28 protein-coding genes are annotated in these 22,797 nt (G+C 39.1%); 8 read left to right on the forward strand and 20 right to left on the reverse strand.

Going from position 1 to position 22,797, the window contains the following annotated elements; genetic code table 11:
* Nucleotides 1-3: 3 nt before the first annotated feature.
* The 4 genes from AC3A54_RS14850 to AC3A54_RS14865 all read right to left on the reverse strand — a co-directional run bounded on the left by AC3A54_RS14850 (nt 4) and on the right by AC3A54_RS14865 (nt 2,551).
* On the reverse strand, nt 4-327 hold the full coding sequence (locus AC3A54_RS14850) for a YuiB family protein (RefSeq protein WP_335546844.1): 324 nt from the start codon (nt 325-327) through the stop codon (nt 4-6).
* 141 nt (nt 328-468) lie between these two features.
* Nucleotides 469-594: a YuiA family protein gene (locus AC3A54_RS14855; protein ID WP_308082657.1), complete on the reverse strand. Its 126-nt coding sequence runs from the start codon at nt 592-594 to the stop codon at nt 469-471.
* A 156-nt stretch (nt 595-750) separates the two neighbouring features.
* The gene (locus AC3A54_RS14860) at nt 751-1,245 is read right to left on the reverse strand and encodes an NUDIX domain-containing protein (RefSeq protein WP_487655029.1); all 495 of its coding nucleotides are present in this window, start codon (nt 1,243-1,245) and stop codon (nt 751-753) included.
* Nucleotides 1,246-1,333: 88 nt separating this feature from the next.
* A complete protein-coding gene (locus AC3A54_RS14865; protein ID WP_308082655.1) occupies nt 1,334-2,551 on the reverse strand; it encodes an NAD(P)/FAD-dependent oxidoreductase in 1,218 nt (405 codons plus the stop codon).
* A 471-nt stretch (nt 2,552-3,022) separates the two neighbouring features.
* Between AC3A54_RS14865 and AC3A54_RS14870 the strand changes: the two genes are divergently transcribed.
* On the forward strand, nt 3,023-4,021 hold the full coding sequence (locus tag AC3A54_RS14870; protein WP_308082654.1) for an NAD(P)/FAD-dependent oxidoreductase: 999 nt from the start codon (nt 3,023-3,025) through the stop codon (nt 4,019-4,021).
* A 38-nt stretch (nt 4,022-4,059) separates the two neighbouring features.
* On the opposite strand, the gene erpA is transcribed toward AC3A54_RS14870, so the two are convergent.
* Together erpA and AC3A54_RS14880 are read right to left on the reverse strand one after the other, a co-directional pair.
* Nucleotides 4,060-4,425: an iron-sulfur cluster insertion protein ErpA gene (gene erpA / locus AC3A54_RS14875; protein ID WP_335546851.1), complete on the reverse strand. Its 366-nt coding sequence runs from the start codon at nt 4,423-4,425 to the stop codon at nt 4,060-4,062.
* Between the two features lie 130 nt (nt 4,426-4,555).
* Nucleotides 4,556-4,795, reverse strand: coding sequence for a YuzB family protein (locus AC3A54_RS14880; protein ID WP_487655053.1), 240 nt, complete (start codon nt 4,793-4,795; stop codon nt 4,556-4,558).
* 225 nt (nt 4,796-5,020) lie between these two features.
* On the opposite strand from AC3A54_RS14880, the gene AC3A54_RS14885 reads away from it, so the two are divergent.
* Complete coding sequence (locus AC3A54_RS14885; protein WP_487655030.1) at nt 5,021-6,088, forward strand: NAD(P)/FAD-dependent oxidoreductase; 1,068 nt, start codon at nt 5,021-5,023, stop codon at nt 6,086-6,088.
* A 36-nt stretch (nt 6,089-6,124) separates the two neighbouring features.
* Here the strand turns inward: AC3A54_RS14885 and AC3A54_RS14890 are convergent, their stop codons facing one another.
* The gene (locus AC3A54_RS14890) at nt 6,125-6,451 is read right to left on the reverse strand and encodes a YuzD family protein (protein WP_487655031.1); all 327 of its coding nucleotides are present in this window, start codon (nt 6,449-6,451) and stop codon (nt 6,125-6,127) included.
* A 165-nt stretch (nt 6,452-6,616) separates the two neighbouring features.
* Between AC3A54_RS14890 and AC3A54_RS14895 the strand changes: the two genes are divergently transcribed.
* The gene (locus tag AC3A54_RS14895; protein WP_087946365.1) at nt 6,617-6,838 is read left to right on the forward strand and encodes a NifU family protein; all 222 of its coding nucleotides are present in this window, start codon (nt 6,617-6,619) and stop codon (nt 6,836-6,838) included.
* Between the two features lie 48 nt (nt 6,839-6,886).
* Here AC3A54_RS14895 and AC3A54_RS14900 read toward each other — a convergent pair whose 3' ends face one another.
* Complete coding sequence (locus AC3A54_RS14900) at nt 6,887-7,876, reverse strand: 2-hydroxyacid dehydrogenase (protein ID WP_487655032.1); 990 nt, start codon at nt 7,874-7,876, stop codon at nt 6,887-6,889.
* 91 nt (nt 7,877-7,967) lie between these two features.
* Complete coding sequence (yutH, locus tag AC3A54_RS14905; protein WP_487655033.1) at nt 7,968-8,975, reverse strand: spore coat putative kinase YutH; 1,008 nt, start codon at nt 8,973-8,975, stop codon at nt 7,968-7,970.
* A gap of 399 nt (nt 8,976-9,374) precedes the next feature.
* On the opposite strand from yutH, the gene AC3A54_RS14910 reads away from it, so the two are divergent.
* Nucleotides 9,375-9,896 (forward strand): phosphatidylglycerophosphatase A family protein, encoded by a 522-nt coding sequence (locus tag AC3A54_RS14910; RefSeq protein WP_309859647.1) that lies wholly within the window; start codon nt 9,375-9,377, stop codon nt 9,894-9,896.
* 51 nt (nt 9,897-9,947) lie between these two features.
* On the opposite strand, the gene AC3A54_RS14915 is transcribed toward AC3A54_RS14910, so the two are convergent.
* The 3 genes from AC3A54_RS14915 to AC3A54_RS14925 all read right to left on the reverse strand — a co-directional run bounded on the left by AC3A54_RS14915 (nt 9,948) and on the right by AC3A54_RS14925 (nt 12,698).
* Nucleotides 9,948-10,712, reverse strand: a complete 765-nt coding sequence (locus AC3A54_RS14915; RefSeq protein WP_487655034.1) for a TIGR01457 family HAD-type hydrolase — start codon at nt 10,710-10,712, stop codon at nt 9,948-9,950.
* Nucleotides 10,713-10,940: 228 nt separating this feature from the next.
* On the reverse strand, nt 10,941-11,378 hold the full coding sequence (locus AC3A54_RS14920; RefSeq protein WP_487655035.1) for a DUF86 domain-containing protein: 438 nt from the start codon (nt 11,376-11,378) through the stop codon (nt 10,941-10,943).
* 18 nt (nt 11,379-11,396) lie between these two features.
* Nucleotides 11,397-12,698 (reverse strand): EAL domain-containing protein, encoded by a 1,302-nt coding sequence (locus tag AC3A54_RS14925; RefSeq protein ID WP_487655036.1) that lies wholly within the window; start codon nt 12,696-12,698, stop codon nt 11,397-11,399.
* A 185-nt stretch (nt 12,699-12,883) separates the two neighbouring features.
* On the opposite strand from AC3A54_RS14925, the gene AC3A54_RS14930 reads away from it, so the two are divergent.
* Nucleotides 12,884-13,150, forward strand: coding sequence for a DUF3055 domain-containing protein (locus AC3A54_RS14930; RefSeq protein WP_335532747.1), 267 nt, complete (start codon nt 12,884-12,886; stop codon nt 13,148-13,150).
* 56 nt (nt 13,151-13,206) lie between these two features.
* A complete protein-coding gene (locus AC3A54_RS14935; RefSeq protein WP_335532749.1) occupies nt 13,207-13,491 on the forward strand; it encodes a cytosolic protein in 285 nt (94 codons plus the stop codon).
* A gap of 44 nt (nt 13,492-13,535) precedes the next feature.
* On the opposite strand, the gene AC3A54_RS14940 is transcribed toward AC3A54_RS14935, so the two are convergent.
* The gene (locus AC3A54_RS14940; protein ID WP_308082641.1) at nt 13,536-13,811 is read right to left on the reverse strand and encodes a YutD family protein; all 276 of its coding nucleotides are present in this window, start codon (nt 13,809-13,811) and stop codon (nt 13,536-13,538) included.
* 113 nt (nt 13,812-13,924) lie between these two features.
* On the opposite strand from AC3A54_RS14940, the gene AC3A54_RS14945 reads away from it, so the two are divergent.
* Nucleotides 13,925-14,578, forward strand: a complete 654-nt coding sequence (locus AC3A54_RS14945) for a YhcN/YlaJ family sporulation lipoprotein (protein WP_487655037.1) — start codon at nt 13,925-13,927, stop codon at nt 14,576-14,578.
* Nucleotides 14,579-14,627: 49 nt separating this feature from the next.
* Here AC3A54_RS14945 and lipA read toward each other — a convergent pair whose 3' ends face one another.
* Nucleotides 14,628-15,545 (reverse strand): lipoyl synthase, encoded by a 918-nt coding sequence (gene lipA, locus AC3A54_RS14950; protein ID WP_309859629.1) that lies wholly within the window; start codon nt 15,543-15,545, stop codon nt 14,628-14,630.
* 181 nt (nt 15,546-15,726) lie between these two features.
* Here lipA and AC3A54_RS14955 point away from each other — a divergent pair, with 181 nt between their 5' ends.
* Nucleotides 15,727-16,719: a M23 family metallopeptidase gene (locus AC3A54_RS14955; protein ID WP_487655038.1), complete on the forward strand. Its 993-nt coding sequence runs from the start codon at nt 15,727-15,729 to the stop codon at nt 16,717-16,719.
* 27 nt (nt 16,720-16,746) lie between these two features.
* Here the strand turns inward: AC3A54_RS14955 and yunB are convergent, their stop codons facing one another.
* The 6 genes from yunB to sufB all read right to left on the reverse strand — a co-directional run bounded on the left by yunB (nt 16,747) and on the right by sufB (nt 22,753).
* The gene (yunB, locus tag AC3A54_RS14960; protein ID WP_487655039.1) at nt 16,747-17,547 is read right to left on the reverse strand and encodes a sporulation protein YunB; all 801 of its coding nucleotides are present in this window, start codon (nt 17,545-17,547) and stop codon (nt 16,747-16,749) included.
* Nucleotides 17,548-17,634: 87 nt separating this feature from the next.
* Complete coding sequence (locus AC3A54_RS14965; RefSeq protein WP_308082636.1) at nt 17,635-17,937, reverse strand: YunC family protein; 303 nt, start codon at nt 17,935-17,937, stop codon at nt 17,635-17,637.
* A gap of 75 nt (nt 17,938-18,012) precedes the next feature.
* Nucleotides 18,013-19,362: a bifunctional metallophosphatase/5'-nucleotidase gene (locus AC3A54_RS14970; RefSeq protein WP_487655040.1), complete on the reverse strand. Its 1,350-nt coding sequence runs from the start codon at nt 19,360-19,362 to the stop codon at nt 18,013-18,015.
* A 9-nt stretch (nt 19,363-19,371) separates the two neighbouring features.
* Nucleotides 19,372-20,193 carry a sulfite exporter TauE/SafE family protein gene (locus tag AC3A54_RS14975; protein WP_487655041.1) on the reverse strand — a complete coding sequence of 274 codons (822 nt, stop codon included), beginning with the start codon at nt 20,191-20,193 and terminating at the stop codon, nt 19,372-19,374.
* 40 nt (nt 20,194-20,233) lie between these two features.
* Nucleotides 20,234-21,079 carry a DUF72 domain-containing protein gene (locus AC3A54_RS14980; protein WP_487655042.1) on the reverse strand — a complete coding sequence of 282 codons (846 nt, stop codon included), beginning with the start codon at nt 21,077-21,079 and terminating at the stop codon, nt 20,234-20,236.
* Nucleotides 21,080-21,355: 276 nt separating this feature from the next.
* On the reverse strand, nt 21,356-22,753 hold the full coding sequence (gene sufB, locus AC3A54_RS14985; RefSeq protein WP_309859616.1) for a Fe-S cluster assembly protein SufB: 1,398 nt from the start codon (nt 22,751-22,753) through the stop codon (nt 21,356-21,358).
* Nucleotides 22,754-22,797 lie beyond the last annotated feature (44 nt).

Below are 22,797 nucleotides of genomic sequence, written 5' to 3' on the forward strand. Positions count from 1 at the left end.
GTCTTAGAACATCTGATATCCATTCTTACGTAATAACTTAATTGTAAAACCAGCAGCAATGGCCCCTGCTAACCCACTTACCAATATTAGAATATCTGCAGTGGCTAAAGAACTGAACTTTTGTCCTAGTTCCTGAAAGGCCACTTTACTATTTGTAAAATATTCAACAAAACGGACTTTATCTACAATTAAAATTGCCACTACAGGGTACACTATAGCCATTACCCATGACATTCTTAGTAGCATATTAAGGATAAACCCAATTCCAAAAAATAAGACAAAAAATAGCACAATCGATATGATTAACACCACAATGCTCATTTGCATCCGAGATTCCTCCCTTTATACATCAACTTTTAGTGTACTGAATGTCTAAAAGGGAGTCAACACAAAAACAGACAAAAAAATAGCTCTTCGAAGTGATCCGAAGAAGCAATGTAGAGCATTTTACAATCATTCGATTTATCTTTAGTCTTTTTTCGTCCCTGAACCGCCGCAGCAGGAACAAGTTTCCGATCCTCCTAGCAATAGTTGAAAATACCCATTACCTGAACAATAATCACACTTTTTTGTATCCACGCTCTTCACTGTCATCTTGATCATCCCCTTAAATTATTAACTTAATTTTCTGATAATATATCAAGGATCGAGTAAAAAGAAAAGACCGGAAATTCACCAAATAAGGCAAAGAAAACGGATACATTGTAAGTTTTCTTTCATTTTCTAAGTGTTACTTAAATTTTCTAAAAATTACAAAAATAATTTATAAGCTGTATATCCAAATTGATTTCCAGGGTTTAGATCCTCTACACCGGGCTTACTAGTTAATTCCATTTGTTCAATTAAATAATGTAAAAGAATGGACGCATCCTTTTCAAGAAGCAATTTATGTGGAGCTATAAATCTTGCTTCATACAGCTCATTCTCCTGATGTATAATTCTTTCTTCCTGTTTCACAGGTTCAAGCAAGAATACAAGCATATTATCACTTATTTCCCCTTTTAAAACACCTGTTCTTAATCCAATTAACCCCTTAACAGTACAGCTGATTCCGGTTTCTTCTTTCACTTCCCTAATCACAGCCTCGTCAGCGGTCTCCCCCTCCTCAACAAAACCTGCAGGTAAAGACCATTGCCCCTTTAGGCCTCCGTACCTCTTCTTTACCACGAGCCAATGGCCTTCGCTGGATTTCACTAATCCAGAAACAGCCAACCATACCTTCCCGCGTTTTTCACGACTGCTCATATTAACACTCCCTACGTAAACTAAACTATTTAATCTACTATACCAAAAAAAGGACAGAAGATTCTCTGTCCTTTTACCTGTTGTATTTTTAGAATACGTTAAATTTACCCTTTTTCAATACTAGGCCTGCTCCACCAATCATATAAAGAGAACGATTGTCGATTACTTTCTTCATGAAGGATGCTTTAGCACCAGTTAATTTTTTACCAAATACTACACCAATTGCATCATCTTCGCCAAGGGAACATACTGTACCTTTGTTGTCGAATGTGAAGGATTCAAGTTCAGACTTGTTGCGAACTAGTGCTGCTAAGTTGCGCGCAACCACTTCACCTTGCTGCATAGCAATCTGTGCGGTTGGTGGATATGGACGATTGATTTCTTCATTGATTACAAGAGAACTATCACCAATAATGAATACCTCATCATGTCCAGGTGCGCGTAGGTCAGATTGTACTTTTACACGACCTCTCATTGCTTCAAAACCAGACTTTTCGATAATCGCATTACCACGTACACCTGCTGCCCAAACAACTGTGCCAGCCTTAATTTCGCGTGTTTCCTCTTCACCTTTAGCTACAAAAATACCTTCAGGAGTCGCTTCTTTAATCGCCGTTCCAATAAGGAATTCAACGCCTTTACGCTCTAGTTGAGAAACCGCATAATTTACAAGCTCTGGGTCAAATCCTGGTAATACCGTTGGTGCAGCTTCCACACAGATAATCTTTACCTTATGGAAATCCACATCATATTCATGACATAATTCAGGAATACGGTTCGTTAACTCACCCAGGAATTCAATTCCTGTAAATCCTGCACCACCAACAACAATAACCAAGCGATTGTCGTTCTTTTCTTCTTCCATATTGTACGTAGCAAATTGATATTCAATATGCTCACGTAATTGGCGGGAAGAATTCACATTGGTAATTCCAAATGCATATTCTTTTAAGCCTTTGATTCCAAACGTTTCAGGCTCGCCTCCAAGGGCGATAACAAGGTAGTCATAATCGACTTCACCTTTGTCTAAAATAACCTTTTTCTCTTCTCTGTTGATTTCAACCACCGTATCTTGAACAAAATCAACCTTACTACGATCAATGACATCTCTAATATCATAACGAACACGATCATGATGTAATGTACCAGCAGAAGCCTCGTGTAACCATGTTGTTTCATAATGATAGTCGTTCTTATTTATTAATACGATATCTGCTTCATTTACACCGATTAACTTTTGTAAACGAACTGTTGTCATAAGTCCGCCGTAACCAGCACCGATAATAACGATTTTAGGCTTTCTCAAAGTGATCACTTCCACCTTTTATAATAATATTTTTGAATAAATTTCTCTTTTTCTTATCTTCCACTGCTAAGCCCATTTTTATTTTGCTTTGTGTAAAAATGTATGTGATATTATTCACGAATGGCTTCAAAGAAAAAGAATAAACTAGTAAGCACATAGGGAATGAATAAAATAAATAAATTTGACTGAATATTTGAACCTGTTACATCATTCACATAAATGTGCCTTTTTTGCCACAGAATGTTAACAATATATCCACATTACATCTTATGCTACTTTAACACTATTTTCAAGCGGATTTTTTAAAATATTTACCTTAACAATATTATAAAACCGGCCCCATTATGACCGATATTTTATTATTTAAAAATTACACCTACTCTGAATAATTGCTAGAAAGTTGTGAGGATTTCCTAGTTTTATGATATTATAGTGAGTGGAGTTTGTTACTACTAGTTGGGGGGATACGGAGTGCAAGAAAATCAAACAGTTTATGACATTACAATAATCGGAGGCGGCCCTGTTGGTCTATTTACTGCCTTTTATGGCGGAATGAGACAAGCATCAGTGAAAATCATTGAAAGCTTACCACAGCTTGGTGGACAACTATCGGCTCTTTATCCGGAAAAATATATTTATGACGTAGCTGGCTTCCCAAAAGTCCGTGCTCAAGAATTAATTAATAACCTAAAAGAACAAATGGCCAAGTTCGACCCTTCTATCGCTCTTGAGCAATCTGTTGAAAAGTTAGAGAAACTAGAAGATGGAACGTTCAAATTAACAACTAATAAAGAAGTGCATTATTCAAAGACAGTTATTATCACTGCTGGAAATGGGGCTTTCCAACCGCGCCGTCTTGAATTAGAAAGTGCACAGCAATATGAACATAAAAACCTCTATTATTTCATAGAAGATTTAAATCAGTTTGCTGGTCAAAAGGTAGTCGTATTCGGTGGCGGAGATTCTGCAGTTGACTGGGCATTAATGCTTGAACCAATTGCTGAAAAGGTAACAATTGTTCACCGTCGCGATAAGTTCCGTGCACATGAACACAGTGTGGAAAACCTTTACAATTCAAAAGTGGATGTAAAGACTCCATACGTGCCTGCTGAATTAATTGGCGATGAGAACGGAATTAAACAAGTCGTTCTTTCCACGGTAAATGGTGAAGAAAAGGAAACAATTGATGTAGATGCAGTCATCTGTAATTATGGGTTTGTTTCTTCCCTTGGACCAATTAAAGAATGGGGTCTTGAAATTGAAAAGAATTCCATCCTTGTTAATTCAAAAATGGAAACAAATACACCAGGTATTTATGCTGCTGGAGACATTTGTACCTATGATGGAAAAGTGAAACTAATTGCTTGTGGTTTTGGTGAAGCACCAACAGCTGTTAATAACGCCAAAACATACATCGATCCAAAGGCAAAAGCACAGCCATTACACAGTTCTTCTATGTTTAAGCAATAAAAAACAAAAGGCGTCCGTTGGGCGCCTTTTTCTATTTTCTAACATTCTTCCGGAGTTCCTGTAGCAGTTGCTGTTCTAAAAGAAGATCCGCATCCGCATGAAGCGATGGCATTCGGGTTATCAATGGTGAAGCCCCCACCCATCATGGATTCTTTATAATCAATTTTTGTCCCTTGGAGGATAGCTGCACTTTCTTTATCAACAAGTATTTGAATCCCATGCTGTTCGAGTTGAAGGTCATTTTCATTTACCTCATGATCAAAGCCCATCCCGTAGGATAATCCGCTGCATCCGCCCCCTTTTACGCTAACACGTAAGAGTGCACCTTCTTCCTCGTTATGCTTCATCATTTCTTTAATATGAAGTGCTGCTGCTTCAGTTAGTATAACAACTTCCTTACTCATTCAAATTCCCCACCTTTACCTGCGCTTTTAATATAGTATATACACTACAATTACAGGACTCAACTGTTAAGATTCACATACTATAATCTATTCTATTTAAGAAAAAAAGGAAGCGGCTTGCTCCCTTTAGTTAAAACATCGGATTTCCCTCTAGATATTGGTAAATATTATCAACCAATTCATCTGCTGTGTTACCAGTAACGACCTCTCCGTTCACTAGAGCATAAAGTGTGGTGGCACATTTCCCACAATATCCGAGACATCCATATTCAATAATATCCAAGTCAGGATCTTTTTGTAATTTTTCAAGTGCCTTTTGAGCACCATTTGCCAAGTTACTTATACAAAATTCAATGATAGGCTGAATCACTAGTTTCACCTCTCCACACCTAGATATGCTACTCTATTTCAACCTCTTCGTCAATTACCATGTTCTAGGGTTCAGTGTCAAGAATAGTATGAAAAATGTTGTTATTTGTACACATTTTAGTTATACTCGTATGTGGTAAAGAAAGAGATTATTATTCTAATATTTTAAAATTGCAAGCGCTAACCATTCTTTATGAAAAACCGGATAAACAAAGGGGAATTAATAATGAAAAACCTTGTCATTCTCGGTGGTGGATACGGCGGGATGAAGATCTTAAATGAACTTCTTCCAAATCATTTACCAGAGGACGTAACAATTACACTTGTTGACCGAGTCCCTTACCACTGCTTAAAAACGGAATATTATGCATTAGCTGCTGGAACGATTTCAGATAAAGAAATCCGTGTTACCTTCCCGGAACACCCTCGTTTAGTCGTAAAATACGGCGAGGTTATCGGGATTAATACGACTGATAAAAAGATTGAATTAAAGGATGCTGAGGCAATTAGCTACGATGATTTAGTTGTGGGTCTTGGCTGCGAGGATAAGTATCATGATGTTCCAGGTGCAGAGCAATATACCTATAGCATACAGAGTATTGATAAATCACGTCACACTTATTCTGTTTTAAACAATCTCGGACCTGGTTCTGTTGTAGCGATTGTCGGTGCTGGTCTAAGTGGAGTAGAGTTAGCTAGCGAATTAAGTGAAAGCCGAGAAGACCTTCAGATTAAATTATTTGATAGAGGGAACCATATTTTATCCTCTTTTCCTGAACGTTTAAGTAAATACGTGGAAAATTGGTTTGTTAAAAACAATGTGGAAATCATTAACAATTCAAACATCACCAAAGTAGAAGAAAAGAAGTTATACAATCACGATGTTCCTATCGATTGTGATGTCATTGTATGGACGGCTGGCATTCAAGCAAGTAAAATTGTCCGCGATATGGACGGGGAAAAAGATCGTATGGGAAGATTGGTCCTTACTCCACTTCATCATTTGCCAAGTGATGAGCACGTGTTTGTTGTCGGTGACTGTGCAAGCCTTCCACATGCTCCTAGTGCTCAATTGGCTGAGGGACAGGCAGAGCAAATTGTTGAGGTACTAAAAAGACGCTGGAAAGGGGAAGAGCCTCCTACATCTTTCCCTCCAATTAAATTAAAGGGCATCCTTGGCTCTCTCGGCAAAAAGCATGGCTTTGGATTGATGGCTGATCATGCCATTACCGGACGTGTGGCCCGTTTATTGAAATCAGGAATTCTTTGGATGTATAAATTTCATAATGGATAATGGAAAAGAAGCATTCCACTGCGGAATGCTTCTTTTTTACATTGCTTGATATCCATATTTTTCTAGTTCTGAAAATATGGTCTTTAATCGTGGGTTTCCTTCACCCACTACTTTGTCTTTGATCACGACAACAGGATAAAACATGTCCTCATCAATGACTCTTTGGGCAAAGCTACGTTTTTCATCATCACCAGTGGGTTGCTCTATATCTACATAAACCATCTTAACGGGTTGATTAGGAAACTTTCTTGCAACAGCAGCTTCAAGCCATTCGAAGGTTTCTTTTGAAGAAGGTAAATTCACACAGCTAGGACACAATTGTTCAGCACCATAAAGAACGATTTCCACTTCAATTCTACTCATGTATACTTCCTGCCTTTTTTCTTTTATTGTACTTTATATTTACTATAAAAACTAAGAAAATGTATTTAAATGTGTGCTTTACTAATTTCTGAGAATGGATTTTTAGCACTAATGACATTATAATATAAGTAGGAAAGGAGTCGATTAACAGTGGAAGAACAACAAATGATTGAGCAAGTTCAAGAAGTATTAGATAAGTTACGTCCATTTCTTCTTCGCGATGGCGGGGATTGTGAATTAGTAGATGTAGAGGATGGTATTGTTAAGCTCCGCTTATTAGGTGCTTGCGGAAGCTGCCCAAGTTCAACGATCACATTAAAGGCTGGGATTGAAAGAGCATTATTAGAAGAAGTTCCAGGCGTTGTTGAAGTAGAACAAGTATTTTAATAAAATGTTAAAGCGATTGCCAAGGCGGCAATCGCTTTATTTATGCTATTAAGCCTTGACTAAGGGTTTCCAATCTTTATTCACCAATGTCTTCGGTTCATTTCCCTCTATCCCCGCTTGAATATTTGACAAGCAGAGCTTCATCATTTCCATTCTTGTTTCCACACTAGAACTTCCAATATGCGGCAATGCCACAACATTAGGAAGCTGTAATAACGGATGGTCTGCCCCAATTGGTTCTTTCTCAAACACATCAAGACCCGCACCAGCAATCTCTCCTGCAACTAATGCATCAAATAGAGCCTGTTCATCAACAACTGGACCTCTTCCGGCATTAATAAAAATAGCTGACTGCTTCATTTTCTTAAACATCTCTCGGGTAAACATATTTTTCGTTTCACTCGTAAGCGGAGTTAGGCAGACAATAAAATCTGCTTTTTCCACTAATTCATCAAGGCTCACGTACACTGCTCCAAGCTCTTGTTCAACCGCTGGCTTACGTGTTCGGTTATGGTACAGAATATTCATCTCAAAACCAGTTGCCCGTTTTGCTACCGTCTCACCGATTTTCCCCATACCAACAATGCCAATTGTTTTATGATGAATGTCATGTCCAGCTAATAACAAAGGACTCCAACTTTTCCATTTTCCGTCTTTCACAAACTCTGCCGCTTCCATTAATCTTCTTGCTGTCGCCATAAGCAGTCCAAAGGTTAAATCAGCAGTAGTATCCGTTAACACATCAGGTGTATTGCACACTGCGACTCCCTCTCTGCTGGCAACTTTTAGATCAATATTGTCAAAACCCACAGCAAGGTTTGCGACTACCTTTAACTTCTTTCCAGCGGTTAGAACCTTTTCATCAATGGAATCTGAGAGCATCGTTAGTAGTGCATCCGCTTTTTTTGCTTCGGAAAGGAGTAAATCTTTTGGAACAGGAATATCCTCCTGTTCCCACATGCTCACTTCATAGTTTTGCAGTAGTGGTTTTACAACTTCGTCTGGAAGCTTCCGTGTAATAAAAACGTATGGCTTCATGCTGCATTCACTTCCTTAATTATTCTGAATCACATTATTATTTTACCATATGTTTTTTAAAACATTGTTCCACAAATCTGAATACTATAAATTATTTTCCAAGCCACTCCAGTTGGGGGAGGTTGAACCGGCGAATCGGTGCTCCAGCCATTTGGAAGAACCCAGCCAAAAACCGTTCGTATTCACTTGCTTGCCGTAATATTTTGCTTAAACGTTCCTCTAATACCTTCTTATCCTGTTCAGAACGAGTAATATAATAACTTTCAATACAATCATAATAGTGAAGTGGAAAAATCAATCGAGAATATAACAACCTCCAAGAAAAGGATGTTAATGGGGAAACACTTTGGTATTCGTTAAAAAACTGTTTTAAATCTACATCATAGGTTTGGATATTGCGGAAATATCTTTCCCTTGTCCATTCAGCTAAGTCTCGGCTGCGGTGATCAAAAACCCAGTCAAATGGACTTTTAATCATATAATGTCCACCCCATGTTTGCTGTGTAAAACGTTCATGACAAACAGTCCCACCATCTGTTTCTGTAGGCTCATCATCAAGCTCCGAATCAACCAAATATTGAATCGCATTCTCCGTTAATCCTAAGTAGTAAGGAAATGAATCAATGAACATCTTTTCGAATTCATCTTCTGGTGTTTGGAAGAGCAGATTGTTCCACACTTTCTCCATCTGTTCGAGACGCTTTTCCCATAAGGACTTCCACTCCCCAATTCTGCTCGACCTTTCAATTTGAAAGGGGACCCTGCGGCCACGTTCGTGAAATTTAGCTAGCTTTCGTCCCAGTTTGATTTTTCGTTGCTCTTCCATTTGTCGATTGGCTAACACACAATATTTATTTTTCTCCCAAGTGGTAATTAGTTGGCCTTCCTTGGTTGGCAAGAAGATGGGGACATATTGATCGCCATAATTCCTTAAATGTTCCGCAATTTTCTCAAGCTCTGTCACATCTGCTTCTTCCCTGCCAGAAGGATTAGAGACTAAATACAACCAGCCATTTCCTCTTAGCGCATCATACCTATCTAATTTCACATATTCCTCAACAGTAATCCCATATTGATTCTCAAGCAATTTTTGAAGCATTCCTCCACCTCGTCTCTAGACATCTATTTACCTCATATATATGTATGGGCATTCAAAAACTTGTTTCTTCCCCTATTTTTTAAAAAGCAGAGTTAAAGAACATTGTTGATTTTTATCCCCCTGTTGATTGGAGTGGAAGGCACGAAGACTCCTGTGGGAGTATGGTTCAGGGGAGACCCCGCAGGCGCAAGCGCCGAGGAGGCTCGCCGAAACACCCACGGAAATCGCAGTGCCTGGAGCGGAAATCAACAGGCAAGATTAACAGAACGTTTAAAAAGAATAGCGGAGTTTGGTGAAGGAGAAAATAAAATTTTGGTTTACTCCTTTTACATAAAATTGCATATCTTATGGAAAAAGAGTATATATATAGTGAAAATCCAAAGAAAAGGTGATCAGAGGATGGCAGACCACAAAAAAGTAGATCTCACTGAAGAAACAGCTCGCAGATGGCTTAAAGAAAGAGGCGTTGAAGTTCAGGATATGGCTGATTTAGTCTTCTTTTTGCAGGAAAAGTACCATAAAAACCTCAAAATGGAAGACTGTATAGCAAACGTGGAACGTGTTCTTTCTAAACGTGAAGTACAAAATGCCATAATCACAGGAATACAGCTTGATATGCTTGCAGAAAAAGGGATGTTAGAGGAGCCTCTTCAATCGATCATTGGATCCGACGAAAGTCTTTATGGGGTGGATGAAATCCTGGCATTTTCTATTGTGAATGTATACGGCTCCATCGGTTTTACAAACTATGGATACATCGACAAATTAAAGCCCGGGATTTTAGCGCACTTAAATGATAAATCTACTGGTGAATGCCATACATTTTTAGATGATATCGTCGGCGCCATCGCCGCCGCTGCCTCAAGCCGACTGGCACACCGTGCCGCACGACAAGAGGAAGAAAGAGAAAAGGAGAAATAAAAAAACGGGGACAGTCCCCCGCCGCGTTAAAGCGTCGGGGGACTGTCCCCTTTATAGTTTCCATTGGTCTAGGGTATCAACAACAAAGGTTGGCTGGCGGTCATAGCCGGTGAGCAATTCTTTTGTGGTGACTCCTGTATGGACTAGTAAGGTATCCATTCCTGCATTCATTCCTGCTAATATGTCTGTATCATAATAGTCTCCAACCATCAATGTTTCTTCCTTAGCGGTTCCTAAAACCTTTAACGCTTGTTCCATAATAATCGACTCAGGTTTTCCAATAAAGATTGGTTTGGTCTGGGTGGAAACGGAAATAACAGATGTTAGGGAACCATTCCCCGGTAATAGCCCTCTTTCAGTTGGGATTGCTATATCCCCATTAGTTGAGATAAATGTAGCCCCGTTTCGTACCGCTAAACAAGCAACAGCTAATTTTTCATAGGTGATTTCACGGTCTATGCCAACAACGACAAAATCAGCCTCAACACCCGCAAATGAAAAACCTTTTTCTTCAATAGCTGTCTGTATCCCCTCTTCACCAATAACATACACAGATGCATCCTTTTTTTGTTCATAAATGAAATTTGCGGTAGCTTGACTCGTAGTAAAGACCATTTTTTCTTCGGCTGGAATATCAAAACTAACCAGTTTCTCAGCCACCTGGGCAGGTGTCCTTGATGAATTATTCGTGACAAACAGATACGGGATTCCATTGTCTCGTAGATTTTTCACAAAATCAGAGGCAGCTTCAATCCGCTCCGATCCTTTATACATCGTTCCATCTAAATCAATTAAATAGCCTTTATACTTTTTCATATTATCACTCCCTTAGTATTTTTCCCTAAAATAATAAGAAAAGCGCAAGCGCCTTGATCAGCCCCGACAGGCAAATGTTCTTCGGCAAGAAAAGTACGTCTTTTGACTTTTATTGCAGAAGGTTATTTGACCCGAGGGGCTAGGCGCTGGAGCTGGACAGTTCTCGAAGTCGAATTTTAAACTTTCTTATCATGTAAAAAGAAAAAGGTTGACTGCGTCAACCTCTAATTAGTTTTTAAATGCAGAAACAGGTCCTAGTTCATTGGCCAAATAATCCCGAACATTTGCCGCGAAAGTGACCAGCTCATGAAGATAGGCTGAAAACTGTTCGTTAAGTTCTATATGATTGATACTAATATAGTCCTGTACAAGTTTTTTACGATAGTGAATTAAGACTTTTAAACTTTCTCCTGTTTCAGCCGTTATGACCTTTTCATCGACTAAGATATCGATAATGTCTTCATAGCTTCCTGGATCACGCATGATAAAGCCGTCAATCATTGCATTTCCGACATCTAAAACAGACTCAATCATCATTTGATTTAACCGTTCTAAAGCCGCTTTTTCCAGGGATGATGACCAATTTTTTTGCTGCGAAAAGAGGTGAATAAGTTCTTCTAAGTAAATTAATGTTGCTTCTATTTTTTCCCTGTCTACAAAATACATGGGATCCCACTCCTTTTTCTAGGTTGCAATAGCTGAAACCAACGCTGTAGGTCGTGCATAAAAATACCCTTGTGCCAAATCCACATTATTTCTTGTGAGGACGGATGCCTCGTTTTCATTTTCGATTCCTTCTGCTACAACTAGGGAGCCCGCTTCCCTAGCTACCAGCATCAGTCCTTTTAACATGGATTCTTTAATGGAATTTTTATCTATATTTTGAATAACTGAACGATCAATTTTAATAATATCTGGCATGATGTCACTAATAATACTCAAGCTAGAATACCCAGCACCTGTATCATCCATGGCAATCTTATAGCCCATTAAGCGCAGCATTTTTATATTAAAGATAAAGTTTTTCAAGCCTTCAATCGAATCATTTTCCGTTACCTCAATGGTAATCTGACGAGGGGATATATCTTTATATTGCTGCATTAAATTTTTAAGATCGCGGGTAAATCGGATATTTCCAAGTGTAAGTGGGGTACAATTCACAAATATATCTTTCCTGCACTTGGCAGCTTTTATTTGTTCAAGTACCTTTTCAATCACGATCATTTCTAATTCATATAGCAAGCCTGTTTGCCTTGCTACCGAAAACAACGGTAAAGGGCTTTCGAGACCCGATCCTACTGGACCACGTGTCAGCATCTCCCACGCGTGTACTTCTTTTGTAGCCACGTCTATGATTGGTTGTGCTAATAATCTTATATCTTTTTTGGAAATAATTCTTTTCATTAAGTAGACCATTTCATTAAATTCAGATTTCACTCGTTTCTCAGCCATGGCAATAGCCTGCCTTTGAGCTCTTCCAATTGCATCCTGAATGGACAAATGCTTTTTTTCTACAAACATATATCCAGTCTTAAATACAGGCTGTAGGTAAGGATAAGCCTTTTGCAGGCTATGCTCCACGCTATAAACGATTCTCCTCATCGCTAAATCAATCTCAGAGAGAGAATGACGTGTATAATCTACTTTTATGTATAACGTTAGTCCATCACCGTAAAAATCATCAAGGGTAATCACGTCTTGCTTGTCTATTTCTTTCTCCACAGCAGAGCGAAAGAATTTCTTAGTATGTTTGATAAATTGATGGCTTTGGGACTGGCTTAACTGCTCTGACAATTCATTCATATCTTTTATATGAAAGACAACAACAGCTACCTCGTGTCCTTCATGAAAGGCAGCTTTTACCCCTTCTAGCACAGGATTTCTTAATATAAATTGGGGAGGATAAAAGCGCATGGTTGAAAGAGGTAAGACGATCTTTCCCCATTTCAATACACTTTTGACCTTTTCTATGTACTGACGGACCATTAAATTCATCCCTCTCAGAAGCCAACATACATGATTTACGTATATTGTAGCATAATTTGACACCGTTCGTGTTTTTTTAACCATAAATTTCTAGTAAAAAGTCACGGAATATTCTTTACTCCCCTCCGTCCTATTTATTTGTTACTATATAAGAGATGTCAGTTTTAATTAAAGGAGACCATTTCATGAAAGAACGCTTTTTCCTATACGATGATACAGAAAATACAAAAACAAGATTTGTTAGCTTTGTTGGAGAAAACCAGCGATTTGATTTAGCTATTGTCCAAAGTGACCGTCATTACGGAAAGCATTTGGTACTTGATATGCAAGGAAACCGCTTTGCTATTATTGGATTGGATGATTTACAAGAAGAGGGTTATTTAGAATATGCTTTTCAGTTAAGTGAAGAAGATGCCGAGGAATTACGCGGCTTTTTGATGGAGTTAATTTAAGTTTCATAAATACACACTTCTTTTCAAATAATAGGGAGTAAAGGAGTGTGTTTATCATGGCAGATAAAGATTCTGAGCAGTATCATGATTTCTCAAATGTGGAAGCTCAAAGGAACTTCTTAACGGTAGAGGATCTTCCAGAGGGACCATACGGATCTCCGAGGGGTAAAAATGATCCAGTTGAGAATAAAAGCACCCCCTGGGAACAAGAACAGCGCTACTATAGTGCATTTAATTATGAATATAAATCACTTCATGAAGATTTGCCTAGACAGATGGACGGGGCACACCCGCCACATGATGACCCTGAAACAGACAAACAGGCTCCCTATAATGAATAGAAACCAATGGCAAAGTAAAAAGAGGTTGACACAAGTCGACCTCTTTATTTTTTCACTTTTTTCAATACAAAGTATGCACAGCCAAAGTTGCAATATTCATAAAGGTACTCACTTAACGTGCTAATTTTTGTATCAAAAGTAGCTTTTTGGTTTTGGTCATCAAAGAACCCTTTCAGGCGCAGCTGTCCGTATCCCCAATCCCCTACAATATAATCATACCTAGATAAAATATCGCTATACCTTGATTTAAAAGCCTCTTCATTATACCCATCCCGATATTCCTGGAGAATTTCATAAGAGATATTGTTTATTACGATCATATTATTCACCTCAGTTATCCCAGCCATTTCCTACTATCCATTATAACCGATTCACCATCAATTACTAAGAAAAAAAAACGGAACATTGGCCATTCTAATAAAAGGAGGTGTATATGATGAAAAAATTTGTCATAATCGCTGGATTATGTACCATAACAGCATTAACTGGATGCTCAAAGGATATGGGAAATCGTGATGTATATGAAGAAAGCGGTAATACCATTAATGTGAATAACAAAAGACACGAACTTTACAATGAAGGTGCAAGCCGTGGCGTACGTAACGTTAGCGACAATTATGGTTTTGTTCGCCACCAAAAAAGCCCAATAATGAATGATAATACGGCAAATGACGGCTATACAGCCTTAGACCGCGAACAGCTTGCCAATATTATTAGTAAATATAGTGTAAATGTTCCTAACGTGAATGACGCAGCCACACTTGTTACTGATCAGGAAGTGTTGATTGCTTATACTACCGATTCAAAAGATCGTAATATGACGGCTGATCAGGTGAAGAAAACCGCTTTTTCAGTCGTACCAAGATACTATCACGTCTATGTAACAGATAATAAAACGCTAATGCGCGATGTCGAGAATTTAGCTAATCTGGACTCTACAAGCCGTAATGCGCGTCATGCCGTTACTGAACTGATTACGCAAATGAAAAAATCCCCTCAGGGTATGCGTTTGAGTGATAGCGAAAACGAAAACGGCGAAACAAAAGATGATATGGATATCAAAAGGATTAATATGCATAAGCGTTAAGACTAAAAGAGAGAGGTTGACATCAGTCAACCTCTCTCTTCCCACTTTTTTATGCTTCCTGGGCTTCTTTTTCACCAAGTAAGTGTTTATGTTTCGCTGCTGCATTTACTTGTTCATCCGCATGATAAGATGAACGGACAAGTGGCCCTGCTTCACAGTGGCTAAATCCCTTGCTCATTGCGATTTGTTGTAATTCCTTAAATTCATCAGGGCTATAATACTTCTCAACCTTAAGATGACTTTTCGTTGGCTGTAAATACTGACCTATCGTCATAATATCTACATGATTCGCTCTTAAGTCATCCATTACTTCCAAGATTTCTTCTTTCGTTTCTCCGATACCAATCATTAAACTTGATTTAGTGGGAATGCTTGGCTGCATTTCTTTCGCACGACGGAGGAACTCGAGAGAGCGATCATATTTAGCGCGAGCTCTCACTCTTGGTGTTAAGCGTCTAACGGTTTCAATATTATGATTAAGGATATCCGGTTTCGCATCCATTAATAGCTGTAAATTTTCTTCTTTCCCGCCCATATCAGAAGGAAGTACTTCAATACTGGTAAATGGATTTTTACGACGAATGGCACGAACCGTTTCAGCAAAAACAGCGGCCCCGCCGTCTTTTAAATCATCACGTGCAACTGCTGTAACTACCACATGCTTTAAGTTCATTAATTGAACGGAGTCTGCCACTCTTTCAGGCTCTTGTAAATCTAATTCAGTTGGTAAACCCGTTTTAACGGCACAGAAACGGCACGCACGAGTACATGTATCACCTAGAATCATAAAGGTTGCTGTACGTCTTACTGCCCAGCATTCGTGTATATTAGGGCAGCGGGCCTCTTCACAAACTGTATGAAGATTTTTTTCACGCATCATTTTCTTTAACCCTGTGTATGACTCATTAGTATTTAGCTTTATTTTTAGCCAGTCAGGCTTTCGTAGAATTTCTTCTTTTTTACTCATTATGACACCCCTTGAATCCCATTAATATGTATGGTGAGTGAGTTCTTCTTTGTCACTTTACCATACTAGAAAAGGAACGACAAGCAAGTAGATTTTTTTATATTACCAATTATTAGCGATAATGAAATGACTCATTATCCATAAACTAAACTTGTACATTAATTGGGAAGGAGGATTCCTGTTGCGGGCTGTTCTGATTATTGGAACTTTCCTTTTATTCTTCACCTCTTCTTTTGCAGTTAGGGATGCTCATGCGGAGGAACCCGATCCATATAAGGAAAGAATGAAATTATATAAAAAAGTTGAAACGGTCACACAAATTCCGTGGTATTATTTAGCAGCCATTGATCAATACGAAAGAAGCATCCGTCAAGTCCGCAAAGACTTGCCTAAACCAGATAGTGTAATCGGAATCTACTTTCGTCCTGAGGAGTGGGCGGGTCTGACCAATCCGAACTCGGAAGAAGAAAACCCTGCTGTCATCCAGTTTTTCAATGGAATGGGTGTGGATGCAAATGGGGATGGAAAAGCAAGCCTTAAAAGCGATGAGGATGTTTTATATGCATTTGCCCATTATCTTCTTTCTTACGGTGTAGACCCTGATAATATAAAGATTGGACTTTGGAATTATTACCATCGTGATAAAACGGTGGGAATTATTGCTGGTAAGGCAAAAATTTATCGCCACTTCGGACGGCTTAATTTAGATACTCAAGTATTCCCTGTGCCTATTCGTAGCAATCATAGCTATAGAAGTACTTGGGGAGATGCGCGAGGTTGGGGCGGGAGAAGAATACACGAAGGTACGGATATTTTTGCAGGCTATGGCGTTCCTGTTCGAGCTACCAACTATGGCATTATTGAAATGAAGGGCTGGAATAAGTTTGGTGGCTGGAGAATTGGTATTCGAGATATTAATAATACGTATCATTACTTTGCCCATCTCAGCGGATTTGCTAAGGATTTAAAAGTTGGGCAGATTGTAGAGCCAGGAATGGTCATTGGTGGTGTTGGAAGCTCTGGATACGGCCCTCCAGGAACTTCAGGAAAATTCCCTCCGCACTTACACTATGGTATGTACAAAGATAATGGAATAACCGAATGGTCATTTGACCCTTATCCACATTTAGCCAAATGGAAACGGATTGAACGGATTAATATACGAAAAAAATAGAGGCTGAAATTTATATCAGCCTCTTTCCTAATTTCCAGACTTTTTCGTTTCAGTTTTCTTCTTTGTTTCTGTTTTCTTTTCTGGTATCTGAAAGGATGGTGTGATGCTTCCTCCGCCTCCATTATAGAATTGTGGGACCTCTCCATGGACCAACGTGCCACCTACAGGTATGCTTTGTTTTAATTTGGTAATTTTCGTTGCAAACGGAGTAATAATCTGAACGGACACTTGTATATCTACAGAAACCTCCACCCATGTATTATTGATTCCCATTTCTTTTGTTTGGATATGGACATCCGGTTCCACTTCACCAATGGCATGAAATTTGACTGGTATTTTCGGTCCAATATTCCCCAACAGGGAAATATTTGTTGCTTGCCCTAATGGTACATACCAGACAATCCCATCATCCTTTTCCGTATTTTCCGTTTCGATTTCAACATCCGTTTCTAGTAAGGAAATTTCACCCCTTTTGGCTGTTTTTAAATTCTTTTGAATTTGTGCAGTGGTTTCAGCTAACACACGATTGATTAAATCTGTATTCAATTGAGCATTTTCCCCTGTTCCATTGCTACTCGGCAGGATTTTAATAACCTCATTATTATCCCCCACATTTGTTGTTCGCTTGGTAATGGCCCGATTAATAACAAGCGAAGCAATATTACGCGTTTCTGATTCAGCATATCTCATTAATGTGGGCTCGATCCCCTTATTAACCAGCCATAAGCCAGTAGCAGTGGAAAACAGAAAAAAAACAAAGGTCAGCAACATGACATATCGGAAAGGCAGCGGTCCACGTTTAGGTAGACGCCGGCGTAATTTTCTCAAGAACAATCACCCCTTCATGCTATATGTATGCAAAGAAAAGATGAACTAGCCCATAAAAAAAAGCCTGCTATTTTTTCAGCAAGCTTTTTAAACCATCTTCAACAAGGCATCTTTACCGATCATCCCTTGATGAATACCTAATTCTTCTGCTTCTAATGTGACAGATTCTAGCGGAGCATTTAGTAGCTGATCAATAGTCCTCACACCGACTGCACGACCAGCAATGATTTTACGGTCCTTTAACTTCTCGTTTAATAAGCCCACATCTAATGCACCGCACATAATATATCCTTTATCGCTTGTCACAGCAAGCAAAGTTGTCTTTGGAAGTAATACGGAAACAGCCAGGAAGGTATGGCCGTTTATTTCAATTGGCGAAAGATCAATCAATTTCCCAACACTCCTTTCCTCACTATCACTTTATGATAAGTTTGGAAAAAGCGTGTATCCATAGTGTTTTAATTATTAATGGGAACCTGAAAGCTTCCATTTTAATATATCCCGTAAAAACTCAGGCAAGAAATACTTCTTTTCTTTTTTTGGAAGGATGTCTTTGAAAAAATGGCCAAAGGTAAACATGTCAGGAAGTGCGAGGGTGTAGGTCTGATCAAGCTCCAATTCCTTCCCTGCAACAAAGATTGTTTTTCCTTTGGTGATAATTTGGTCATAGACGAAGATCCCTAGCACAGTTCCTCTGAAGCCAAGGCCCTTTATTTGTTTATGGTGCAAGGCTTCATCCTTTGTTTGTTTTAGAATAGACATTAATTCTTTCCCAGTTAATTCAATGACACACGGATTTATTGGATGTGGACAAATTGAGAGCAGATCGTACTCAGTGACTTCGCCCGATAAAGGTCCCAGAAGGAGCCCTGCATTCACGACGGCACAATCTGTCCCGCACCATTCCCTTAACGCTTCACAAAGCAATCGTACGAAATTGGTTTCACGGAAGGGATCACTTTGTAAAGGCTCGGTAATGAACGTGACTTTTTCGCTTAACATACCCTGCCCCTTTTTTAAAAAGGACGCAATTTTATCTTGTTCATTTAAGACAGCCGGCAGTTGGTTAAAATCATAGAGGGTTGCTTCTTTTTGGGAGAGTTTCTTTTTCTCATCCAAATGAAGAGTTACATGACCAACGAAGTTCCCATGCTTTCCGGCTGCCCCAAGTAGTACTTGGTTGATTACCTTTCCTCTCTCCAGAACATGATGGGTGTGGGCACCTAGAATCACATCAATATCTCGAAATTCTTCTGCAATTCGTTCATCGTCATGTAAACCAAGGTGGGAAAGTAGAATGATGATGTCCGCTTCTTCTTTTAATGGCTGTATCCAGTTGCTCAGTTCTTCAATTGGGTCAGTCATTCTCCAGCCAAGCAGTTCGTATAGATGGGTAAATGGGGCGGTTAATCCTAGGACCCCAATCTTTGTTCCCCTCCTTGTCTGATAAATCTCATAAGGCTTTGCCCAATAAGGATAGTCTTGATTTACATAAAGATTGGCTAATATGACGTCAAACTTAGCTTCATCATATAGCTGGTTTAAATCCTCGTATGGGAGATTAATCCCTTCATTATTACCAATCGTGACAGCGGTATATTGACTCTCATTTAAAAGGGTGACATTCCCCTTGCCTCTCGTTGCCTCTGTATAGGGGTGCCAACGATCAAGATAATCGCCAATATCAAATAAGAAAACTTCTTCTCCTATGTTCTTGAGATGCTCTCTCTGCTGCTTCAAGAAATGTTGAATGCGCGGCCAATGCTCGAGATGGCTGTGTAAATCATTGGTATGAAAAATATGTATCGTTTCCATTTTTCACCTTTACCCTGTTATTCCTTGATAGATTAATCGTATACCGACAATAATAAGGATTACTCTGATTATCCAGACAATCGTTTTGCTTTTTAGTTTTGTATTTAAAAATACTCCTACTTTTGCTCCCATCCAAGCACCAGGTACTAATGCCAGTGCATACAGCCAATTCACATTACCTAAAGCAATATGAGTAATGGAACTTAAGATAGCTGTTGGCAAAATCATGAACATAGATGTGGCCACAGCTACATGCGGTGGGAAAAAGAAAAGAATAATCATCGTTGGTACCATCAAAGATCCGCCGCCTATTCCAAAAATCCCTGATAAAAATCCAACTACAAAGGAAATGAGAACGGCTATTATCGGGTTAAAACCATATTCGAAGTTTCTCCCAATGTTATCGGTAAATTGACGGACAATTCCCTTATCTTTCCGAAAAGGAAGAGGCTTTAATTTATCCTTTACTAGTAAAACAAAGGAAACGAAAATAATAAATAATCCGAAATATAGATTAAATGAATGCAAATCGAGCTTTTCAGTAATCCAGGCACCTAGAATGCTACCTGGACCACTTCCAATAAGAAAAATAAGTCCACTTTTATAATCCACGGTCTTAATTTTCATATAGGCAAGTGTGGAGGAAAGACCTGTAAAAATCATTGTAAAAAGGGAGGTGCCAACCACAACTTGCGGGGTGAGGTGACTGAATGCGGGCAGTTTCGCTAAGTATAGTAAAGCAGGAACAACGATAATTCCTCCTCCCATGCCAATGAGTGATCCTAAAGAGCTTGCAATCAGCCCAACTATAACTAAAATAATCCATTCCATAACTTTCACCTTCTTCTATTCTGTTTGATGCTTTAAGTTGCTAGAATAAATCCAATTGCCTTGGGGCTAGTCCTTCGTATTCTATGTCTAAAAGATTCATCATATCCTTTGCGTTATCCGCTGCATCTCCGCCAGAGTTGTTATTAAACAAAAGATAGACATGTTCAGTCTCTTCCGACAGCTTTACTATCAACTCGCGCCATTCCTCTAATTCTTTCTCGTTATATCGATACAGATAGCGTACTTCACGCCAATTTTCTGCATTCCTTTTTTGCCAGCCATGAACATTGCGGCCATGGAATCTCACCAGAACCTTTTGATGATCTACAGCCGTTAAAACGGTGGGAATGGAACCTTCACCAGACTGGGGTTCGTCACAAATACTATGGATCCAGTTCTCCTGTTTCATAAAATCAAGCGTTTTTTGTTTATAAGGGGGAGCAAACCAGGATTGGTGCCTGAACTCTAATGCACAAGGGACCTCTTCCATTTCTTGTTTACACCATCTTAAGTAGTCAACATTTTCACGTTTACAACTGAACCACGGTGGGAATTGAAACAGGGCCATGGCTAGTTTATTTTTTTCTATGTATGGCTGTAAGGAGTCTTTAAATGCAAGAAACATCGCTTGTTTGCTTTCAAAGGGAATCTCTCCACGCATATGCCCCGTCATACCTTGGTAGGCCTTTACGATAAACTGGAAGCTTTCTGGCGTTTCTTGCACCCACTTTTCTGCATTTCGTTTGGGCTGAATTGCATAAAATGCAGAGTCTACCTCTACAATTGGAAAGTGGCCAGCATAGTGCTTTAATTTGTCCCTTGAGGAAGTTCCACTTGAATATAAGCTGTCATGGTCTCCCCAGCCTGTGACACCGATATAAATCAATTCGTTCACCCCCAGTTATTAATAATAGCATAACCCAATTTATGTCTCGTAGATTTTTCAACAAGAAAACGGAAAACGACAGTAATAAGATGCTATGCGACAGTAATCCCCTGTTATCCGACAGTAAACACACCTTATATGACAGTAAACACACCTTATATGACAGTAAACACACCTTATATGACAGTAAACACACCTTATATGACAGTAAGTTCATTTTCCCACAGAAAAAACCCGCCTGCTATAGCCAGCGGGCGGGTTTCTTTTATAAAAATATTAACCGATGGAGCCTTCCATTTCGAACTTGATCAGACGGTTCATTTCAACGGCATATTCCATTGGTAATTCCTTTGTAAATGGCTCAATGAAGCCCATAACGATCATTTCAGTAGCTTCTTGTTCAGAAATACCACGGCTCATCAAGTAGAAAAGCTGCTCTTCTGATACTTTAGAAACCTTGGCTTCGTGCTCAAGTGAAATGTTATCGTTTAATATCTCATTGTAAGGAATGGTATCTGATGTCGACTTGTTATCCATAATTAATGTATCACATTCGATATTAGAACGGGCACCATCTGCCTTACGTCCGAAGTGCACCTGACCACGGTAGGTTACTTTACCACCGTGCTTAGAAATGGACTTGGAAACGATTGTTGAAGATGTGTTTGGTGCTAAATGAATCATTTTTGCTCCAGCATCCTGATGCTGACCTTTACCTGCAATCGCAATTGATAAAGTCAAACCACGAGCACCTTCACCTTTTAAAATAACGGCTGGGTATTTCATTGTTAACTTAGAACCGATATTTCCGTCAATCCATTCCATTGTTGCGTTTGCTTCACAAACCGCACGCTTCGTAACAAGGTTAAAGACGTTATTTGCCCAGTTTTGAATCGTTGTATAACGGCAATAAGCATCTTTTTTAATAACAATCTCAACCACTGCACTGTGCAGGGAGTTAGTTGTATAGACTGGTGCAGTACAACCCTCAACGTAATGCACGTGTGCACCTTCATCTACAATGATTAAGGTACGTTCAAATTGACCCATGTTTTCAGAGTTAATGCGGAAGTATGCCTGTAAAGGAGTATCCACTTTCACACCTGGTGGTACATAGATAAATGAGCCCCCTGACCATACGGCAGAGTTAAGTGCAGCAAACTTGTTATCTGTTGGTGGAATTGTTTTTCCAAAGTGTTCGCGGAAAATATCTTCATTTTCTCTTAAAGCGGAATCGGTATCTTTAAAGACGATTCCTAAATCTTCAAGTTCTACCTTCATGTTGTGATAAACAACTTCAGATTCATACTGTGCAGATACCCCAGCAAGGTACTTTTGCTCTGCTTCAGGAATTCCTAGTTTATCAAAAGTAGCCTTGATTTCTTCAGGTACTTCATCCCATGACTTCTCAGATTTCTCCGATGGTTTTACATAATACGTGATTTCATCAAAGTTTAAAGAAGCCATATCGCCGCCCCATTGTGGCATTGGCATTTTGTAAAAATGCTCAAGCGACTTCAAACGGAAGTCTAACATCCATTGTGGTTCGTTCTTCAACTTAGAAATTTCTTTTACTATATCATCTGTTAAACCGCGTTTAGATCGGAATATGGAAACGTCTTTATCGGCAAAACCATATTTATAATCACCGATTTCTGGCATTTTTTTCGCCATCGTCTTATTCCTCCATTTCTTAAACGAATAAGGCCTAAAAATGC

The sequence above is a fragment of the Neobacillus sp. Soil_C_43 genome, assembly GCF_057656715.1.

Excerpts from the sequence above, each read along its gene's own strand:
- AC3A54_RS14850 (WP_335546844.1), bottom strand. The coding sequence starts at position 327 with ATGCAAATGAGCATTGTGGTGTTAATCATATCGATTGTGCTATTTTTT.
- AC3A54_RS14855 (WP_308082657.1), bottom strand. The coding sequence starts at position 594 with ATGACAGTGAAGAGCGTGGATACAAAAAAGTGTGATTATTGTTCAGGT.
- AC3A54_RS14860 (WP_487655029.1), bottom strand. The coding sequence starts at position 1,245 with ATGAGCAGTCGTGAAAAACGCGGGAAGGTATGGTTGGCTGTTTCTGGA.
- erpA (WP_335546851.1), bottom strand. The coding sequence starts at position 4,425 with ATGAGTAAGGAAGTTGTTATACTAACTGAAGCAGCAGCACTTCATATT.
- AC3A54_RS14885 (WP_487655030.1), top strand. The coding sequence starts at position 5,021 with ATGAAAAACCTTGTCATTCTCGGTGGTGGATACGGCGGGATGAAGATC.
- AC3A54_RS14890 (WP_487655031.1), bottom strand. The coding sequence starts at position 6,451 with ATGAGTAGAATTGAAGTGGAAATCGTTCTTTATGGTGCTGAACAATTG.
- AC3A54_RS14895 (WP_087946365.1), top strand. The coding sequence starts at position 6,617 with ATGATTGAGCAAGTTCAAGAAGTATTAGATAAGTTACGTCCATTTCTT.
- AC3A54_RS14900 (WP_487655032.1), bottom strand. The coding sequence starts at position 7,876 with ATGAAGCCATACGTTTTTATTACACGGAAGCTTCCAGACGAAGTTGTA.
- yutH (WP_487655033.1), bottom strand. The coding sequence starts at position 8,975 with ATGCTTCAAAAATTGCTTGAGAATCAATATGGGATTACTGTTGAGGAA.
- AC3A54_RS14910 (WP_309859647.1), top strand. The coding sequence starts at position 9,375 with ATGGCAGACCACAAAAAAGTAGATCTCACTGAAGAAACAGCTCGCAGA.
- AC3A54_RS14915 (WP_487655034.1), bottom strand. The coding sequence starts at position 10,712 with ATGAAAAAGTATAAAGGCTATTTAATTGATTTAGATGGAACGATGTAT.
- AC3A54_RS14920 (WP_487655035.1), bottom strand. The coding sequence starts at position 11,378 with ATGTATTTTGTAGACAGGGAAAAAATAGAAGCAACATTAATTTACTTA.
- AC3A54_RS14925 (WP_487655036.1), bottom strand. The coding sequence starts at position 12,698 with ATGGTCCGTCAGTACATAGAAAAGGTCAAAAGTGTATTGAAATGGGGA.
- AC3A54_RS14930 (WP_335532747.1), top strand. The coding sequence starts at position 12,884 with ATGAAAGAACGCTTTTTCCTATACGATGATACAGAAAATACAAAAACA.
- AC3A54_RS14935 (WP_335532749.1), top strand. The coding sequence starts at position 13,207 with ATGGCAGATAAAGATTCTGAGCAGTATCATGATTTCTCAAATGTGGAA.
- AC3A54_RS14940 (WP_308082641.1), bottom strand. The coding sequence starts at position 13,811 with ATGATCGTAATAAACAATATCTCTTATGAAATTCTCCAGGAATATCGG.
- AC3A54_RS14945 (WP_487655037.1), top strand. The coding sequence starts at position 13,925 with ATGATGAAAAAATTTGTCATAATCGCTGGATTATGTACCATAACAGCA.
- lipA (WP_309859629.1), bottom strand. The coding sequence starts at position 15,545 with ATGAGTAAAAAAGAAGAAATTCTACGAAAGCCTGACTGGCTAAAAATA.
- AC3A54_RS14970 (WP_487655040.1), bottom strand. The coding sequence starts at position 19,362 with ATGGAAACGATACATATTTTTCATACCAATGATTTACACAGCCATCTC.
- AC3A54_RS14975 (WP_487655041.1), bottom strand. The coding sequence starts at position 20,193 with ATGGAATGGATTATTTTAGTTATAGTTGGGCTGATTGCAAGCTCTTTA.
- sufB (WP_309859616.1), bottom strand. The coding sequence starts at position 22,753 with ATGGCGAAAAAAATGCCAGAAATCGGTGATTATAAATATGGTTTTGCC.